Annotated in this window: 16 protein-coding genes; 8 read left to right on the top strand and 8 right to left on the bottom strand. The window is 71.8% G+C overall.

Translation table 11 applies throughout. From position 1 onward, the window contains the following. The first annotated feature begins 330 nt into the window (after window positions 1–330). On the top strand, window positions 331–669 hold the full coding sequence (gene wblA / locus VE614_RS00775; RefSeq protein WP_063608098.1) for a transcriptional regulator WblA: 339 nt from the start codon (window positions 331–333) through the stop codon (window positions 667–669). A gap of 217 nt (window positions 670–886) precedes the next feature. Here wblA and VE614_RS00770 read toward each other — a convergent pair whose 3' ends face one another. Continuing rightward, window positions 887–2,356: an ArsA family ATPase gene (locus VE614_RS00770; RefSeq protein WP_324930187.1), complete on the bottom strand. Its 1,470-nt coding sequence runs from the start codon at window positions 2,354–2,356 to the stop codon at window positions 887–889. Next, entirely contained in the window at window positions 2,353–3,330 is a 978-nt protein-coding gene (locus tag VE614_RS00765) for an ArsA family ATPase (protein WP_324930184.1), read from the bottom strand. The genes VE614_RS00770 and VE614_RS00765 overlap by 4 nt, the downstream gene beginning before the upstream one ends. A gap of 106 nt (window positions 3,331–3,436) precedes the next feature. Between VE614_RS00765 and VE614_RS00760 the strand changes: the two genes are divergently transcribed. The 4 genes from VE614_RS00760 (at window position 3,437) to VE614_RS00745 (ending at window position 5,829) form a co-directional block, all read left to right on the top strand. Next, window positions 3,437–3,598 (top strand): DUF4177 domain-containing protein, encoded by a 162-nt coding sequence (locus tag VE614_RS00760; protein ID WP_003975360.1) that lies wholly within the window; start codon window positions 3,437–3,439, stop codon window positions 3,596–3,598. Further along, on the top strand, window positions 3,595–4,062 hold the full coding sequence (locus VE614_RS00755; RefSeq protein WP_043502815.1) for a RidA family protein: 468 nt from the start codon (window positions 3,595–3,597) through the stop codon (window positions 4,060–4,062). Before VE614_RS00760 ends, VE614_RS00755 begins: the two co-directional genes overlap by 4 nt. Window positions 4,063–4,126: 64 nt before the next feature. Then, window positions 4,127–5,002: an NUDIX hydrolase gene (locus tag VE614_RS00750; protein ID WP_324930179.1), complete on the top strand. Its 876-nt coding sequence runs from the start codon at window positions 4,127–4,129 to the stop codon at window positions 5,000–5,002. Then, a complete protein-coding gene (locus tag VE614_RS00745; RefSeq protein ID WP_324930176.1) occupies window positions 4,999–5,829 on the top strand; it encodes an MBL fold metallo-hydrolase in 831 nt (276 codons plus the stop codon). The genes VE614_RS00750 and VE614_RS00745 overlap by 4 nt, the downstream gene beginning before the upstream one ends. 107 nt (window positions 5,830–5,936) lie before the next feature. Here the strand turns inward: VE614_RS00745 and VE614_RS00740 are convergent, their stop codons facing one another. Then, entirely contained in the window at window positions 5,937–6,611 is a 675-nt protein-coding gene (locus VE614_RS00740) for a Crp/Fnr family transcriptional regulator (RefSeq protein ID WP_029382547.1), read from the bottom strand. A gap of 275 nt (window positions 6,612–6,886) precedes the next feature. On the opposite strand from VE614_RS00740, the gene nth reads away from it, so the two are divergent. From nth to VE614_RS00725, 3 genes are all read left to right on the top strand, one after another. Next, window positions 6,887–7,993, top strand: coding sequence for an endonuclease III (gene nth / locus VE614_RS00735; RefSeq protein ID WP_324930173.1), 1,107 nt, complete (start codon window positions 6,887–6,889; stop codon window positions 7,991–7,993). Window positions 7,994–8,048: 55 nt separating this feature from the next. Further along, window positions 8,049–8,744, top strand: a complete 696-nt coding sequence (locus VE614_RS00730) for a CoA pyrophosphatase (RefSeq protein WP_324930170.1) — start codon at window positions 8,049–8,051, stop codon at window positions 8,742–8,744. Between the two features lie 120 nt (window positions 8,745–8,864). After that, window positions 8,865–10,064: a MarP family serine protease gene (locus VE614_RS00725; RefSeq protein WP_324930167.1), complete on the top strand. Its 1,200-nt coding sequence runs from the start codon at window positions 8,865–8,867 to the stop codon at window positions 10,062–10,064. Between the two features lie 12 nt (window positions 10,065–10,076). Here the strand turns inward: VE614_RS00725 and VE614_RS00720 are convergent, their stop codons facing one another. The 5 genes from VE614_RS00720 to acs form a co-directional block, all read right to left on the bottom strand. Further along, window positions 10,077–10,259: a hypothetical protein gene (locus tag VE614_RS00720; RefSeq protein WP_324930165.1), complete on the bottom strand. Its 183-nt coding sequence runs from the start codon at window positions 10,257–10,259 to the stop codon at window positions 10,077–10,079. 222 nt (window positions 10,260–10,481) lie between these two features. Further along, the gene (locus tag VE614_RS00715; RefSeq protein ID WP_324930162.1) at window positions 10,482–11,429 is read right to left on the bottom strand and encodes an alpha/beta hydrolase; all 948 of its coding nucleotides are present in this window, start codon (window positions 11,427–11,429) and stop codon (window positions 10,482–10,484) included. Beyond that, window positions 11,426–11,923 carry a phage holin family protein gene (locus VE614_RS00710; protein ID WP_324930159.1) on the bottom strand — a complete coding sequence of 166 codons (498 nt, stop codon included), beginning with the start codon at window positions 11,921–11,923 and terminating at the stop codon, window positions 11,426–11,428. Before VE614_RS00710 ends, VE614_RS00715 begins: the two co-directional genes overlap by 4 nt. 59 nt (window positions 11,924–11,982) lie before the next feature. Further along, window positions 11,983–13,413, bottom strand: coding sequence for a Na+/H+ antiporter NhaA (gene nhaA / locus VE614_RS00705; RefSeq protein WP_324930156.1), 1,431 nt, complete (start codon window positions 13,411–13,413; stop codon window positions 11,983–11,985). A 166-nt stretch (window positions 13,414–13,579) separates the two neighbouring features. Beyond that, window positions 13,580–15,577: an acetate--CoA ligase gene (gene acs / locus VE614_RS00700; RefSeq protein WP_324930153.1), complete on the bottom strand. Its 1,998-nt coding sequence runs from the start codon at window positions 15,575–15,577 to the stop codon at window positions 13,580–13,582. Window positions 15,578–15,777 lie beyond the last annotated feature (200 nt).

Raw genomic sequence — 15,777 nt, 5'->3', positions numbered from 1 at the left:
CGACGGCGAAACGTTCCCGGGCTGGTCCGGCGACTTCTCGGAGCGCTGCCCGACGGTGTGTTGGGTGCGTGCCCGAATCCGCCTTGTGTGTCACCTGGCGTCCGTTGTGACGCAACTGAATCATCCCGGGATGCCGGGAATGCCGCGCATGTCGCAGGCTCACTCCCCCGGGTGATCTGCCGGTTGCGCATAGTCCGTTCGGGCCATTCAAGATTGGGCCCGAAGGGGGTGTTGCGCTGTGCCCACCTTCCGTAACGTCCTCAACTGGCGGCGGTGCATATGCCGCTGCCGCCGTGGGGGAGCCTCGATTCGGGAGAGGACGGCGCCGGTATGGGCTGGGTAACCGACTGGAGTGCGCAGGCGGCCTGCCGCACTACCGATCCGGATGAACTGTTCGTTCAAGGAGCAGCGCAGAACAGGGCCAAGGCGGTGTGCACCGGATGTCCGGTGCGGACCGAGTGCCTGGCCGACGCGCTCGACAACCGCGTCGAGTTCGGCGTGTGGGGAGGCATGACGGAACGGGAGCGCCGCGCACTGCTGCGCCGACGGCCCACCGTGACCTCCTGGCGCCGGCTGCTGGAGACGGCTCGTACGGAGTACGAGCGAGGCGCCGGGCTGGTGCCTCTCGACGACGACCAGGTGTACGAGAACTACGCGGCGGTCAGCTGAGCGGGGCCCTGCGGGGCCCGGCCGACGGAGTGCGCCGGGTGCCGTCGGCCGGTGCGGCCCGGGAGCCGGACAGTGGCTCGGCGGGTCGGCGGTTCGATGAGCTGTGGGTCGGCGGGTTCGATGAGCTGGGTGGATGTCGCCGGGCGCCGCGCACGGGCAGGCGCGCGCCACCGGCCGGAGCCACCCGCGCCACGCGCCGCCGCCGCGCCCAGTTACCTCACCGGCCTTCCGGCGTGTCGCTCCGCGGTACGTCGCTCCGCGGTACGTCGCTCCGCGGTATGTCGCCGTCCGGCCCGTCGCCCTCCGGCGCGCCTTCCACCGGCCGCGGCCGGTACGTGGCCAGGCGGTTTCCGATGTCCCGCAGTCCCGCGATGTCGTGCACATCGCCGGGCAACGCGGCCACTTCGGCCACCGCCACCTCGGGGTGGAGCGCGGTGAAGCGGTCACGTGTGCGCCGCTCACGTGCGATCAGCTGCATGCGCTCGGCGTGCAGCCGCAGCAGGCGTGCGGTGAGCCGGTCGACGGACCGCTCCGCGGGGGCGTGTTCCGGGTCGGCGGGAGAGCCGTCGGCGTCCGGTACGGCGGCCTCGTTCAGGTCGGCGGCCTCATCCAGGTCGGCGGCCTCGTCCAGGTCGGCGGGGGAGCCTTCGTCGGGGGCCGAACTTCCGTATGTGTCGGGAGAGTTACGAAGTCCAGCTTTCCCGCCCCCCTGATCCACAATGCGGGGCTCCGCAAGATTTTCCGCGGCGGCGAGCGCCCGCTCGGCCGACAGTCCGCCGGCGCCGCTGCCGTGGACCCGGTTGAGCACCAGCCCGGCGAGCGGCATGTCCTCCGCGGCCAGCCGCTCCACGAAGTAGGCCGCCTCACGCAGCGCGTCCCGCTCCGGTGCCGCGACCACCAGGAACGCGGTCCCGGGCGCCTGGAGCAGCTTGTAGGTGGCGTCCGCGCGGGTGCGGAAGCCGCCGAAGGTGGTGTCCATCGCGGCCACGAACGTCTGGACGTCCTTCAGCAACTGGCCGCCGAGCAGCTTGCCGAGGGTGCCGGTCATCATCGACATCCCGACGTTCAGGAACTTCATCCCCGCGCGCCCGCCCAGCTTGGCCGGCGCGGTCAGCAGCCGGATCAGCCGCCCGTCCAGGAAGGAACCGAGCCGCTTCGGCGCGTCGAGGAAGTCGAGCGCGGAGCGGGAGGGCGGGGTGTCGACGACGATCAGGTCCCACTCGTCCTTCGCGCGGAGCTGCCCCAGCTTCTCCATCGCCATGTATTCCTGCGTGCCCGCGAAGCCCGCCGAGAGCGACTGGTAGAAGGGGTTGCTCAGGATGGTGGCGGCCCGGTCGGCGTCCGCGTGCGCCTCGACGATCTCGTCGAAGGTGCGCTTCATGTCGAGCATCATCGCGTGCAGCTCGCCGTCGCCCTCGACGCCCTTCACCCGGCGCGGGGTGTTGTCCAGGGAGTCGATGCCCATGGACTGGGCGAGCCGGCGGGCCGGGTCGATGGTGAGCACGACGACCTTCCGGCCGCGCTCGGCCGCGCGCAGGCCCAGTGCCGCCGCCGTGGTCGTCTTGCCGACGCCGCCGGAGCCGCAGCACACCACGATCCGGGTCGTCGGGTCGTCCAGCAGCGGGTCCACGTCGAGCACGCGCGCGGGGGCCGGATGAGGGTGGGTCGGGGTGGGCTCCGGACTCATGTCATCCCCTGCTTCCGCAGCTCGGTGGCGAGTTCGTACAGGCCCGCCAGGTCCATGCCCTCGGCGAGCAGCGGCAGCTCGTGCAGCGGCAGGCCCAGCTCGCCGAGGACGGCGCGCTGCTCGTGTTCCAGCGTGTACCGCTCGGCGTACTCGTCGGCCTGCGTCAGCAGCGGGTCCACCAGCCGCTCGGCGTGCTGGCCGCGGCGGGCGCCGCCGAGCCCGGCGGCCGACAGTGACCGGGCGAGTTCGGGACGGGGCACGGTGCGTACGAGGTCGAGGTCGGCCGCGTCGAGCAGCTGCGGCCGGACCATGTTGACGACGACCCGGCCCACCGGCAGGCGGGCGGCGCGCAGTTCGGCGATGCCGTCGGCGGTCTCCTGGACCGGCATCTCCTCCAGCAGCGTCACCAGATGCACCGCCGTCTCGGCGGACTTCAGCACCCGCATCACGGCCTGCGCCTGATTGTGTATCGGGCCGATCCTGGCGAGTCCGGCGACCTCGTCGTTGACGTTGAGGAAGCGGGTGATGCGGCCGGTGGGCGGCGCGTCCATGACGACGTGGTCGTAGACGAACCGGCCCGCCTTGTCCTTGCGCCGGACCGCCTCGCAGGCCTTGCCGGTGAGGAGGACGTCCCTCAGGCCGGGCGCGATGGTGGTGGCGAAGTCGATGGCGCCGAGCTTCTTCAGGGCCCGTCCGGCGCCCCCCAGTTTGTAGAACATCTGGAGGTAGTCCAGAAGGGCCAGTTCGGGATCGATGGCGAGGGCGAACACCTCCCCGCCCCCGGGAGCGACGGCGATCTTCCGCTCCTCGTAGGGCAGCACCTCCGTCTCGAATAGCTGTGCGATGCCCTGCCGGCCCTCGACCTCGACGAGGAGCGTGCGCTTCCCCTCCGTGGCCAGGGCCAGCGCGAGGGCGGCGGCGACCGTCGTCTTTCCGGTCCCGCCCTTGCCGCTGACGACCTGGAGCCTGCTCACGCCTTCGAGCGTAACCAGTCCGCGCCCGGCCCGAGCGGGAGGCTGTGGATAACGTCCCCTCCGACCGCCCGCGGGCCACTCCCGTGACAGCGGCTACAGTCGCCCCATGACCAAGTGGGAATACGCAACCGTGCCGCTGCTCGTCCACGCCACGAAGCAGATTCTGGACACCTGGGGCGAGGACGGCTGGGAGCTCGTCCAGGTCGTGCCCGGCCCGAACAACCCCGAGCAGCTGGTGGCCTACCTGAAGCGGGAGAAGCAGGCGTGAGCGCGGTCGAGGCGAAGCTCGCCGAGCTGGGCCTGACGCTGCCGGACGTCGTCCCGCCGCTGGCCGCCTACCAGCCGGCCGTGCAGTCCGGCCCGTACGTGTTCACCGCCGGCCAGCTCCCCATGGTGGACGGCAAGCTGCCGGTCACCGGCAAGGTCGGCGCGGAGGTCACACCCGAGGAGGCCAAGGACCTGGCCCGGATCTGCGCGCTCAACGCGCTGGCCGCCGTCAAGTCCGTCGCGGGCGACCTGGACCGCGTCGCGCGGGTCGTGAAGGTCGTCGGCTTCGTGGCCTCGGCCGCGGACTTCACCGGCCAGCCGGGCGTCCTCAACGGCGCCAGCGAGCTGCTCGGCGAGGTCCTCGGCGAGAAGGGTGTTCACGCGCGGAGCGCGGTCGGCGTCGCGGTGCTGCCGCTGGACGCGCCCGTGGAGGTCGAGATCCAGGTGGAGCTGACCCAGCCGTAGGGCCCCGGAAGAGGGTGATCATTTGGCTCTCGAACATGCGCGCGTTCCGGGATAGCCTCCGGCCATGGCGAACGGTCAGTGGTACCCCTCTGAGTGGCCGGAGCTGATCCGCGCGCTGGCGGACGGCACCCTCACCCCGGCGCGCCCGAAGCGCGCGGCCACGGTGATGCTCCTGAAGGACACCGGCAGCGGCCCCGCCGTGCACATGCTGCGCAGACGCGCCTCCATGGCCTTCGCCGGAGGCGCGTACGCCTATCCGGGCGGCGGAGTCGACCCCCGGGACGACGAGCGTCACGTCCGCTGGGCGGGCCCCACGCGCGCGTGGTGGGCCGACCGGCTCGGTGTCGACGAGACGGCCGCCCAGGCGATCGTCTGCGCCGCCGTCCGGGAGACCTACGAGGAGGCCGGCGTCCTCCTGGCCGGGCCCAGCCCGGACACGGTCGTCGGCGACACCACCGGCGACGCCTGGGAGGCGGACCGCGCCGCGCTCGTCGCCCGCGACCTGTCGTTCGCCGAGTTCCTCGACCGCCGCGGCCTGGTGCTGCGCTCCGACCTGCTGGGCGCCTGGACCCGCTGGATCACCCCCGAGTTCGAGCCCCGCCGCTACGACACCTGGTTCTTCGTCGCCGCCCTCCCCGAGGGCCAGCGCACCCGCGACGTCTCCTCGGAGGCCGACCGCACGGTGTGGATCCGGCCCGCGGACGCGGCGGCGGCGTACGACAGGGGCGAGCTGCTGATGATGCCGCCCACCATCGCCACCCTGCGCCAGCTGACGCCCTATGTGACGGCCGCGCGGGCGCTGGCCGCCGCGCCGGACCGGGACCTGGCTCCCGTCCTCGCACAGGCCCGTCTGGAGGGCGGGGAGATCGTGCTCACCTGGCCCGGCCACGACGAGTTCACCAAGCACATCCCGACCGCGACCGGGGGAGGCCCGGCATGACCGACGCAAGCGCCCTTCCCGGCCGGCCGCGCGACGGGGCCCTCTCCGGACCCGCCACCGCGCGGGCGGTGAACGTCCTCGCGCCCAACCCCTCCGCGATGACGCTGGACGGCACCAACACCTGGATCCTGTCCGAGCCCGACTCCGACCTCGCGGTCGTGGTCGACCCGGGCCCGCTGGACGAGGGGCACCTCAAGCGCGTCGTCGACACGGCCGAGCGGGCCGGCAAGCGCGTCGCCCTGACCCTGCTGACGCACGGCCACCCCGACCACGCCGAGGGCGCCGCCCGCTTCGCCGAGCTGACCGGCACGCGCGTGCGTGCTCTCGACCCGGCGCTGCGGCTCGGCGACGAGGGCCTGGCCGCCGGGAACGTGGTCCGGGTGGGCGGCCTGGAGCTGCGGGTCGTCCCGGCGCCCGGCCACACCGCCGACTCGCTCTGCTTCCACCTCCCGGCCGACCGGGCGGTCCTGACCGGCGACACGATCCTCGGACGCGGGACGACGGTCGTGGCGCACCCCGACGGCCGTCTCGGCGACTATCTGGACTCCCTGCGCCGGCTGCGGTCCCTCACGGTCGACGACGGCGTCCATACCGTCCTCCCGGGCCACGGTCCGGTCCTGGACGACGCCCAGGGCGCCGTGGAGTTCTACCTCGCCCACCGCGCCCACCGGCTCGCCCAGGTCGAGACGGCCGTCGAGGACGGCTACCGCACGCCCGCGCAGGTGGTGGCGCACGTCTACGCCGACGTGGACCGCTCCCTGTGGCCGGCGGCCGAGCTGTCGGTGCGGGCGCAGATGGACTACCTGGAGGAGCACGGGCTCATCTGAGCCGCCCCGGCACGCGCGCGCGTACGGCGACGGGGTCCCGCCTCGTGAGAGACGGGACCCCGTCGCCGCAGAACCTTGAGTCGCCGCAGAGCCCTGAGAGGCCGGTGTCAGCGCGAGCGCTTCGCCAGGCGCTCGACGTCCAGCAGGATCACCGCGCGGGCCTCCAGGCGGAGCCAGCCGCGCTGGGCGAAGTCGGCGAGCGCCTTGTTGACCGTCTCGCGGGAGGCGCCGACGAGCTGCGCCAGCTCCTCCTGGGTGAGGTCGTGGACGACGTGGATGCCCTCCTCGGACTGCACGCCGAAGCGGCGGGACAGGTCCAGCAGGGCGCGTGCGACACGGCCCGGCACGTCCGAGAAGACCAGGTCGGACATGGCGTCGTTGGTCTTGCGCAGCCGACGGGCGACGGCGCGCAGCAGCGCGGCGGCCACCTCCGGGCGGGCGTTCAGCCAGGGCTGGAGGTCGCCGTGGCCGAGGCCGAGCAGCTTCACCTCGGTGAGCGCGGTGGCGGTCGCCGTGCGCGGGCCCGGGTCGAACAGCGACAGCTCGCCGATCAGCTCGCCGGGGCCGACCACCGCGAGCATGTTCTCGCGGCCGTCGGGCGAGGTGCGGTGCAGCTTGACCTTGCCCTCGGTGACCACGTAGAGCCGGTCGCCCGGGTCGCCCTCGTGGAACAGGGAGTCTCCCCGCGCGAGGGTCACCTCACTCATGGAGGCACGCAGCTCCGCGGCCTGCTCGTCGTCGAGCGCCGCGAAGAGCGGATTTCGCCGCAGAACGTCGTCCACGAGTTCTCTCCTTGTCGACCTGCTCAGGGGATCTTGTTCCCCCTTGTATCAGGGGACCGTGGTGCCCATTTTGCCGGACGGTCCAAACAGTGTGATCTGTCACAAGGATGCCGCACTGGTGTCCCGGGGTACGCGTCAGGGGTCCAATTGGACGCCGATCTTCCAGGTCCGGGGCAGATGTCAGTGCCGGGCCTTAGGCTGGCCGGGTGTCCAAAAAGCCGGTGAGAGCACAGGCCGAGGGGGCTGCGCGGGTGGGTGTACGTCGTGATTCCGCTGTGGGCGAACAGGCCCCCGGCGGAGAACGAAAAACGGCAAAAGCGGCAAGTTCGACAACGAAGGCGGCTGCGAAGAAGGCGGACCCGGCGAAGAAAACGGCCTCCGCCGGGAAGGCGTCCCCGGCCAAGAAGACCCCGGCCAAGAAGACCACGGCCAAGAAGACCACCGCCAAGGTGCCCGCGAAGAAGACCGCCGCCAGGAAGGCCCCCGCCGCCAAGGCCCCCGTCCGCAAGGCCACGCTCAAGAGGGCCGAGATCGCCCCCAAGAAGGCCTCCGCCGCCGTCGGCGAGGTCCCGCCCGCGAAGACGATCGCGCCGAAGCCGCCGCGCGAGGAGTCCCGTACGGCCCTGGTCCGCCGGGCCCGCCGGATCAACCGGGAACTCGCCGAGGTCTTTCCGTACGCCCACCCGGAGCTGGACTTCGAGAACCCCTTCCAGCTCCTGGTCGCCACGGTGCTCTCCGCCCAGACCACCGACCTGCGCGTCAACCAGACCACCCCCGCGCTGTTCGCGAAGTACCCCACCCCCGAGGACCTGGCCGCGGCCGACCCGGAGGAGGTCGAGGAGATCCTGCGGCCCTGCGGATTCTTCCGGGCCAAGACCAGGTCGGTGACAGGGCTGTCCAAGGCGCTGACGGAGGAGTTCGGCGGCGAGGTCCCCGGCCGCCTGGAGGACCTCGTCAAGCTGCCCGGTGTCGGCCGCAAGACCGCCTTCGTCGTCCTCGGCAACGCCTTCGGCCACCCCGGCATCACCGTGGACACGCATTTCCAGCGGCTCGTACGGCGCTGGCGGTGGACCGACGAGACCGACCCCGACAAGATCGAGGCCGCCGTCGGAGCGCTCTTCCCGAAGAGCGACTGGACGGATCTCTCGCACCACGTCATCTGGCACGGCCGCCGCATCTGCCACGCCCGCAAGCCCGCCTGTGGCGCCTGCCCCATCGCCCCGCTCTGCCCGGCGTTCGGCGAGGGCGAGACCGACCCGGAGAAGGCGAAGAAACTGCTCAAGTACGAGAAGGGCGGCTTCCCGGGGCAGCGCCTCAACCCGCCGCGGGCGTACTTGGACGCGGGCGGCCGGCCGGCCCCGCCGCTGGGGGCGGCCGGGTGACGGAACGATCCCCGGGGCGCCGGGCGTTGGAAGCAGCAGGACGACGGGGGTGGCGATGAGCCGGGCGAGTGAGACGCGGGGCGAAGCCGTGGTGGTCAGCAAGGAGGGGCTGCCGGGCTGGCTGGACCCGGTGGTGCGCGCGATGGAGACCGTGCGGCCGCGCCAGCTGAGCCGCTTCCTGCCGCCGGAGGACGGGGCGGGCCGCCAGTCCGCGGTCCTGGTCCTGTTCGGTGAGGGCGAGCGCGGGCCCGAGCTGCTGCTGATGGAGCGCGCCACCAGCCTGCGCTCGCACGCCGGGCAGCCGTCCTTCCCGGGCGGCGCCCTGGACCCCGAGGACGGCGATCCGCAGGGGGACGGGCCGCTGCGGGCGGCCCTGCGCGAGGCCGAGGAGGAGACCGGCCTGGACCCGGCCGGCGTCCAGATCTTCGGCGCCCTGCCCAAGCTGTACATCCCGGTCAGCGGCTTCGTCGTGACCCCCGTGCTGGGCTGGTGGCGCGAGCCCAGCCCGGTCGGCGTCGTGGACCCCAACGAGACCGCGCGGGTGTTCACCGTCCCCGTGGCGGATCTCACGGATCCCGGCAACCGCGCCACCGCCGTCCACCCCCGCGGTCACCGCGGTCCGGCATTTCTGGTCGAATCGGCCCTGGTCTGGGGTTTCACGGCGGGAATCATCGACCGGCTGCTGCACTACGCCGGCTGGGAGCGCCCCTGGGACCGCGACAAGCTGGTCCCGCTCGACTGGCACGCATGACAGGGTGGCCCACGTGCCGTGTTCTTCCGGGGGGCGCCGTGCCCGTCTGCCGCGTCGCGGCGGGCCCGCTCCCCGGCCGAGCCGGCGGGACCGGAGAGTGAAGAGGCGAGGCCTGAATCGGTGAACGTGCTGGACATCCTGTTGCTGCTCGCTGCCGTCTGGTTCGCGGTCGTCGGCTATCGCCAGGGCTTCGTCGTCGGCATCCTGTCGGTCATCGGCTTTCTGGGCGGCGGCCTCGTCGCCGTCTACGCGCTGCCCGTGATCTGGGACCTGCTGACCGACAAGGCGGAGGTGAGCACCACCGCCGCCGTCGTCGCGGTCGTCGTGGTGATCGTCTGCGCCTCCGTGGGGCAGGCCCTGACCACCCACCTGGGCAACAAGCTGCGCCGGTACATCACCTGGTCCCCGGCCCGCGCTCTGGACGCCACCGGCGGCGCCCTGGTCAACGTGGTGGCCATGCTGCTGGTCGCCTGGCTGATCGGCTCGGCCCTGGCGGGCACCACGCTGCCGACGGTCGGCAAGGAGGTCCGCAACTCCAAGGTGCTGCTCGGCGTCTCCCGCGCGCTGCCCGCGCAGGCCGACACCTGGTTCGCCGACTTCTCCTCGGTGCTCGCGCAGAACGGCTTCCCGCAGGTTTTCAGCCCGTTCGCCAACGAGCCCATCACCGACGTCCGGCCCCCCGACCCGGCGCTCGCGGGCAGCCCGGTCGCCGCCCGCGCGCAGCGCTCCATCGTCAAGGTCGTGGGCACCGCGCAGAGCTGCGGCAAGGTCCTGGAGGGCACCGGCTTCGTCTTCGCCGAGCGCCGCGTGATGACCAACGCGCACGTCGTGGGCGGCGTCGACGAGCCCACCGTGCAGATAGGCGGCGAGGGCAAGCGGTACGACGCGAAGGTCGTGCTCTACGACTGGGAGCGCGACATCGCCGTACTGGACGTCCCCGACCTGCGCGCGCCCGTCCTGAGGTTCACCGAGGACGACGCGGCGAGCGGCGACGGCGCGATCGTCGCGGGCTTCCCGGAGAACGGCGCGTACGACGTACGCTCGGCACGGGTGCGCGGCCGTATCACCGCCAACGGCCCGGACATCTACCACCGCGGCACGGTCCGGCGCGATGTCTACTCGCTGTACGCGACCGTCCGCCAGGGCAACTCCGGCGGCCCGCTGCTCACCCCCGAGGGCGAGGTCTACGGCGTGGTGTTCGCGAAGTCGCTGGACGACGCCGAGACGGGGTACGCGCTGACCGTGGACGAGATCCGGGAGGACATCACCGCGGGGCGTACCGCCAACCAGCAGGTGGGCACCGACAACTGCGCGCTGTAGGGCGCGCGGGGGTCACCCGCGGGGGTGACGCAGCCGTACCGAGACCCAGCGGGCCCGGCGGCGCAGGATGCGCGGAATACCCACGCGCGGGTCCGCGCCCGCGAGTTGCGGCGCGCCCCGCTGGGGGGAGCTCAGGGCGCTGCCCGAGCGGCGGTTGCGTGCTGCTGCGTCACTGTAGTCGTGCGTCCAGCCCATACCCGGACGTGTGCCCCCGCCCCAAGGTCGATAACCGCCTGGAGGCCGCCCAATTGGCCTATGCGCCGGGCATGTGGCCGTTCGTAGGACAGTCGTTCCGGTCCATCGCTCAAGTCCGGACACCGGGCGCGTCCATCCGGTCACTCAGGGAGGCCGCCCGCTCGGGAGACCGCTCGGGGAGACCGCTCGGGGAGGGCCGTCTCGGGGAGCCGCCGAACCCCGTCACCGGTCCGGTTCGGGGTCCTTCAGCCAGTTGATCAGCTCGTTGGAGAACGCCACCGGGTCCTCCTCGTGCGGGAAATGGCCGAGGCCGTCGAACAGGCGCCAGCGGTACGGGGCTTCGACGTACTCGCCGGAGCCGGCCGCGCTGCGGGTGCGCATCACCGGGTCGAGCGAGCCGTGCAGATGGAGCGTCGGCACCCGCACCGGCCGCTTCATCCGCCGGTTGAACTGGAAGCCGTCGGGGCGGGCCAGGGAGCGGACCATCCAGCGGTACGGCTCGATGGAGCAGTGCGCGGTGGACGGGATGCACATCGCGCGCTGGTACGTCCGCACCGCCTCGTCGTCCGGCAGCCGCGGCCCGGACCAGTCCCGGATGAGCCGCCCGACCAGCGCCCCGTCGTCCGCGACGAGCTGCCGCTCGGGGATCCACGGGCGCTGGAAGCCCCAGATGCAGGAGCCGGCCGCGGTCTGCTTGACATCGGAGAGCATCGCCGAGCGCCAGCGCCGCGGATGCGGCATCGACGCGACGGCGAGCCGGCGGACCAGCTTGGGCCGCATCACGGCCGCCGTCCACGCCAGATAGCCGCCCAGGTCGTGCCCGACCAGCGCGGCGTCCGGCTCGCCGAGCGAGCGGACCACCCCGGTGACGTCCAGGGCCAGGTTGGCCGGGTCGTATCCGCGCGGGGTGCGGTCGCTGCCGCCGACGCCCCGCAGGTCCATGGCGACGGCCCGGAACCCGGCGTCGGCGAGCGCCACCAGCTGGTGCCGCCAGGTCCACCAGAACTGCGGGAAACCGTGCAGCAGCAGCACCAGCGGCCCGTCGCCCAGCTCGGCGATGTGGAAGCGGGCGCCGTTGGCGGCCACGTCCCGGTGGATCACCTCGTGTCCGGGCAGGTCGAGCCGAACGAGCGAGGCCGGCTGGGCCCACGGGGTGTCGGGTTCCGTCATGACGACGAGCGTGCCACAGGTTCGATGGCCTCGGGCGCGCGGTCCGCGGGCAGCTCGGGCCGCTCGGGCCGCGGGTGGGGCTTGGCGTTCTGCAGGACGCCCGCCGTCTGCTTCATCGACGCGGCGACCTTCTGCGGGCCGCGGCCCTTCTTCGCCTTCTTCGCGAAGACGACGCCGATCAGCACGAGGAGGACCGCGACGAGCACATTGGCCGCGAAGGACAGCAGGAAGCAGATCGCGAGGTTCCAGTGGCTCCAGGTCCGAATGCCGTACGCCAGCGCGAAGTTGAGCATCGGCAGGGAGAACAGCAGGAGCAGCCCGGCCGCCATGAAGGCGCCGCCGCTGGTCGCACCCCGCTTGACGTCCCGTCGGAGCTGGGCCTTGGCCAGTGCGATCTCGTCGTGCACCAGCGCGGACATTTCGGTCGTCGCCTTGGCGAACAGTTGGCCGATGCTGCGTTCGGCGCCGACCGGGCTGCCGTCGGGTGCGCTCATCGCGGTCTCCCTCTTCTGCCTGATGGTGACGGTCCCGTCTTTTGTGCCGTCTCGTCAGATCATGCCGGACCGTCGTTCTCCGCGCCTGCCCCGCCCGGTACTTCCGCAACCGCGTGGCGCGCCGCGGCCTTCTCCTGGGCGATCCGGCGGTGCTCGGCGGCCTTGCGTTCGTGGATGGCGGCCATCCGCAGGTGGTACTCCGGATCGTCCTCCTCGTAGATGTCCGGGATGCCGGACAGATCCTCGTCGCGCTCCTCCGCCTCCCATATCTGGCGGTACTTGGCGTTCCGCAGCTTCAGCAGCACCGTGGCCAGCGCCGCCGCGAGCAGGGAGCCCGTCAGGACGGCGGCCTTGACCTCGCCGGCGAGTGCCTCGTCGCCCTTGAAGGCCAGCTCGCCGATGAGCAGGGAGACGGTGAAGCCGATGCCGGCCAGGGCCGCCACCGCGAACACGTCGGGCCAGGCGAGGTCGTCGCTGAGCGAGGCCCGGGTGAACCGTGCCGTCAGCCAGGTGCCGCCGAAGATGCCGAGCGTCTTGCCGACCACCAGGCCGAGCACCACGCCCAGTGTCTCCGGCTGGGTGAAGACGTCCGCGAGTGCCCCGCCGGACACCGACACGCCGGCGCTGAACAGGGCGAACAGCGGCACGGCGAGGCCCGCCGAGAGCGGCCGTACGAGGTGTTCGATGTGTCCGCCGGGGGAGTGCTTCTCACCCTCACGGGTGGTGCAGCGCAGCATCAGGCCCATCGCGACTCCGGCGATGGTGGCGTGGATGCCGCTGTTGTACATCAGCGCCCAGATCACCAGGGCGAGCGGGACGTACACGTACCACCCGCGTACGCCCTTGCGCAGCAGCAGCCAGAAGACGGCGAGCCCGGCCACGGCGCCGCCGAGCGCGGCGAAGTCCAGGGTGTCGGTGAAGAAGACCGCGATGATCAGGATGGCGAACAGGTCGTCGACGACCGCGAGGGTCAGCAGGAAGGCACGCAGGGCGCTCGGCAGCGAGGTGCCGATGACCGCGAGCACGGCGAGCGCGAAGGCGATGTCGGTGGCCGTGGGCACCGCCCAGCCGGACAGGGAGCCGCCGCCGGCGGTGTTGGTGAGGACGTAGACCAGCGCCGGTGCGGCCATGCCGCACAGCGCGGCGACGACCGGCAGGGCCGCGGCCTTGGGGTCGCGCAGATCACCGGCGACGAGTTCCCGTTTGAGTTCGATGCCGGCGACGAAGAAGAAGATCGCGAGCAGTCCGTCGGCGGCCCAGTGCGCCACGGAGAGGTTCAGGCCGAGGGACGCCGGGCCTATGTGGAAGTGGCTGACGGTCTCGTAGCTGTCGTGCAGTACGGGGATGTTCGCCCAGAGCAGTGCGGCGATGGCGGCGACCAGCAGGAGGACGCCGCCGACCGTCTCGGTGCGCAGCGCGTCCGCGAGGTAGGTCCGCTCCGGCAGGGACAGCCGGCCGAGGACCTTGCGGGGGGTGCGGGGGGCGGACACGGGAACCTCCGGGGTGGGCAGCACGAAACGCTTGCCGACCAGACTTCCCGGCGCACCTTTTGTTTAGCTTATCTAATTGTAGTGATCGTGGTCACCTGGGTCCACCCTAGACGCGGCAGGGGTGCCCGGCACGCTCGGCGCCGGGCACCCTCGCGGAGGCGTGCGGTCAGTCCTCGCTGGGCGCCGCCGGGAGCTTCGCCTGGATCAGCTGCATCACACTGCTGTCGGTCAGGGTGGTCACATCGCCCAGGGCGCGGTTCTCGGCGACATCGCGCAGCAGCCGGCGCATGATCTTGCCGGAGCGGGTCTTCGGCAGCTCGGCCACCGGGAGGATCCGCTTGGGCTTGGCGATCGGGCCGAGCGTGGCACCGACGTGGTTGCGCAGCTCCGCGACCAGGCCCTCGGTCTCCGCCGCCGTACCGCGCAGGATCACGAAGGCGACGATCGCCTGGCCGGTGGTCTCGTCCGCCGCGCCGACCACGGCCGCCTCGGCGACCGACGGGTGCGAGACGAGCGCGGACTCGACCTCGGTGGTGGAGATGTTGTGGCCGGAGACGAGCATGACGTCGTCGACGCGGCCCAGCAGCCAGATGTCGCCGTCGTCGTCCTTCTTCGCGCCGTCGCCCGCGAAGTACTTGCCCTCGAAGCGCGACCAGTAGGTGTCGATGAACCGCTGGTCGTCACCCCAGATGGTGCGCAGCATCGACGGCCACGGCTCGGTGAGGACCAGATAGCCACCGCCGCCGTTGGGCACCTCGGCGGCCTCGTCGTCGACGACGGTCGCGCAGATGCCGGGCAGCGGCGTCTGCGCGGACCCCGGCTTGGTCGCCGTCACACCCGGCAGCGGCGAGATCATCATCGCGCCGGTCTCGGTCTGCCACCACGTGTCCACGATGGGCGTGCGGTCCGCGCCGATGTGCTTGCGGTACCAGATCCACGCCTCGGGGTTGATCGGCTCGCCGACGGACCCCAGGATGCGCAGGCTGCTCAGGTCGAACTTCGCGGGGATGTCGTCGCCCCACTTCATGAACGTCCGGATCGCCGTGGGCGCCGTGTAGAGGATCGTGACCTTGTACTTCTGCACGATCTCCCAGAACCGGCCCTGGTGCGGGGTGTCCGGCGTGCCCTCGTACATGACCTGCGTGGCACCGTTCGCCAGCGGGCCGTAGACGATGTACGAGTGCCCGGTGACCCAGCCGACGTCGGCCGTGCACCAGTAGACGTCCGTCTCCGGCTTGAGGTCGAAGACCGCGTGGTGGGTGTACGCCGCCTGGGTGAGGTAGCCGCCGGAGGTGTGCAGGATGCCCTTCGGCTTACCCGTCGTACCGGACGTGTACAGGATGAAGAGCGGGTGCTCGGCGTCGAACGCCTCCGGGGTGTGCTCGGCGCTCTGCCGCCCGACGACGTCGTGCCACCACACGTCCCGGCCCTCGGTGAAGGTGACCTCCTGGCCGGTGCGGCGGACCACGAGCACGTGCTCGACGTTGTCCACCTTGCCGAGCGCCTCGTCCACGGCGGGCTTCAGCGCGGAGGGCTTGCCGCGCCGGTAACCGCCGTCGGCGGTGATGACGACCTTGGCGTCGGCGTCCTGGATCCGGGTCGCGAGCGCGTCGGACGAGAAACCGCCGAAGACCACCGAGTGCGCGGCCCCGATCCGGGCGCAGGCCAGCATGGCGATCGCCGTCTCCGGGATCATCGGCATGTAGACGGCCACCCGGTCGCCCTTGCGAACGCCCAGCTCCAGCAGGGCGTGGGCGGCCCGGGAGACCTCGTCCTTCAGCTCGGCGTAGGTGATCGCGCGGCTGTCGCCGGGCTCGCCCTCGAAGTGGATGGCCACCCGGTCGCCGTGCCCGGCCTCGACATGCCGGTCGACGCAGTTGTACGCGACGTTCAGCTCGCCGTCCTTGAACCACTTGGCGAACGGCGGGTTCGACCAGTCCAGTGTCTCGGTCGGTTCCTTGGCCCAGCTCAGCCGCCGGGCCTGCTCGGCCCAGAAGCCGAGCCTGTCAGCCTTGGCCTGTTCATACGCCTCCGCGGTGACGTTGGCGTTCGCGGCCAGGTCGGCGGGGGGTGCGAACCTGCGCTCTTCCTTGAGCAGGTTGGCCAGGCTTTCGTTGCTCACGACATCTCCCTTTCCCAGGGTGTCCGTTGTGTCCCAGGCCACAGCTCATCAGACCCGAGGGCCCGATGACAAGGGTCGTTGGGAAATTGGTTTAGACCTGTGGGGTGGCTGGTGGACGGCTTGCGGGGTGGCTCGGACGGTGGCTTGTGCGGTGGTCCCGTTTACGTCGGTCCGTTTACGTCGGCCCGTTTACGTCGGTCCGTTTACGTCGGCCCGTCTGCGGCGGTCCGTCTGCGGCGGTC

Origin of the sequence: Streptomyces sp. (assembly GCF_035645055.1) — a bacterium.
Lineage (GTDB): Bacteria > Actinomycetota > Actinomycetes > Streptomycetales > Streptomycetaceae > Streptomyces.
The sequence above is the reverse complement of the archived record's forward strand: the minus strand, read 5'-3'. Positions and strand labels throughout refer to the sequence as shown.

What these genes read in the sequence shown, in the direction of transcription:
- VE614_RS00730 (WP_324930170.1), top strand. Translation starts at nt 8,049, where the DNA reads ATGAGCCGGGCGAGTGAGACGCGGGGCGAAGCCGTGGTGGTCAGCAAG.
- VE614_RS00770 (WP_324930187.1), bottom strand. Translation starts at nt 2,356, where the DNA reads ATGAGTCCGGAGCCCACCCCGACCCACCCTCATCCGGCCCCCGCGCGC.
- VE614_RS00710 (WP_324930159.1), bottom strand. Translation starts at nt 11,923, where the DNA reads ATGAGCGCACCCGACGGCAGCCCGGTCGGCGCCGAACGCAGCATCGGC.
- wblA (WP_063608098.1), top strand. Translation starts at nt 331, where the DNA reads ATGGGCTGGGTAACCGACTGGAGTGCGCAGGCGGCCTGCCGCACTACC.
- VE614_RS00750 (WP_324930179.1), top strand. Translation starts at nt 4,127, where the DNA reads ATGGCGAACGGTCAGTGGTACCCCTCTGAGTGGCCGGAGCTGATCCGC.
- VE614_RS00760 (WP_003975360.1), top strand. Translation starts at nt 3,437, where the DNA reads ATGACCAAGTGGGAATACGCAACCGTGCCGCTGCTCGTCCACGCCACG.
- VE614_RS00715 (WP_324930162.1), bottom strand. Translation starts at nt 11,429, where the DNA reads ATGACGGAACCCGACACCCCGTGGGCCCAGCCGGCCTCGCTCGTTCGG.
- VE614_RS00745 (WP_324930176.1), top strand. Translation starts at nt 4,999, where the DNA reads ATGACCGACGCAAGCGCCCTTCCCGGCCGGCCGCGCGACGGGGCCCTC.
- VE614_RS00720 (WP_324930165.1), bottom strand. Translation starts at nt 10,259, where the DNA reads ATGGGCTGGACGCACGACTACAGTGACGCAGCAGCACGCAACCGCCGC.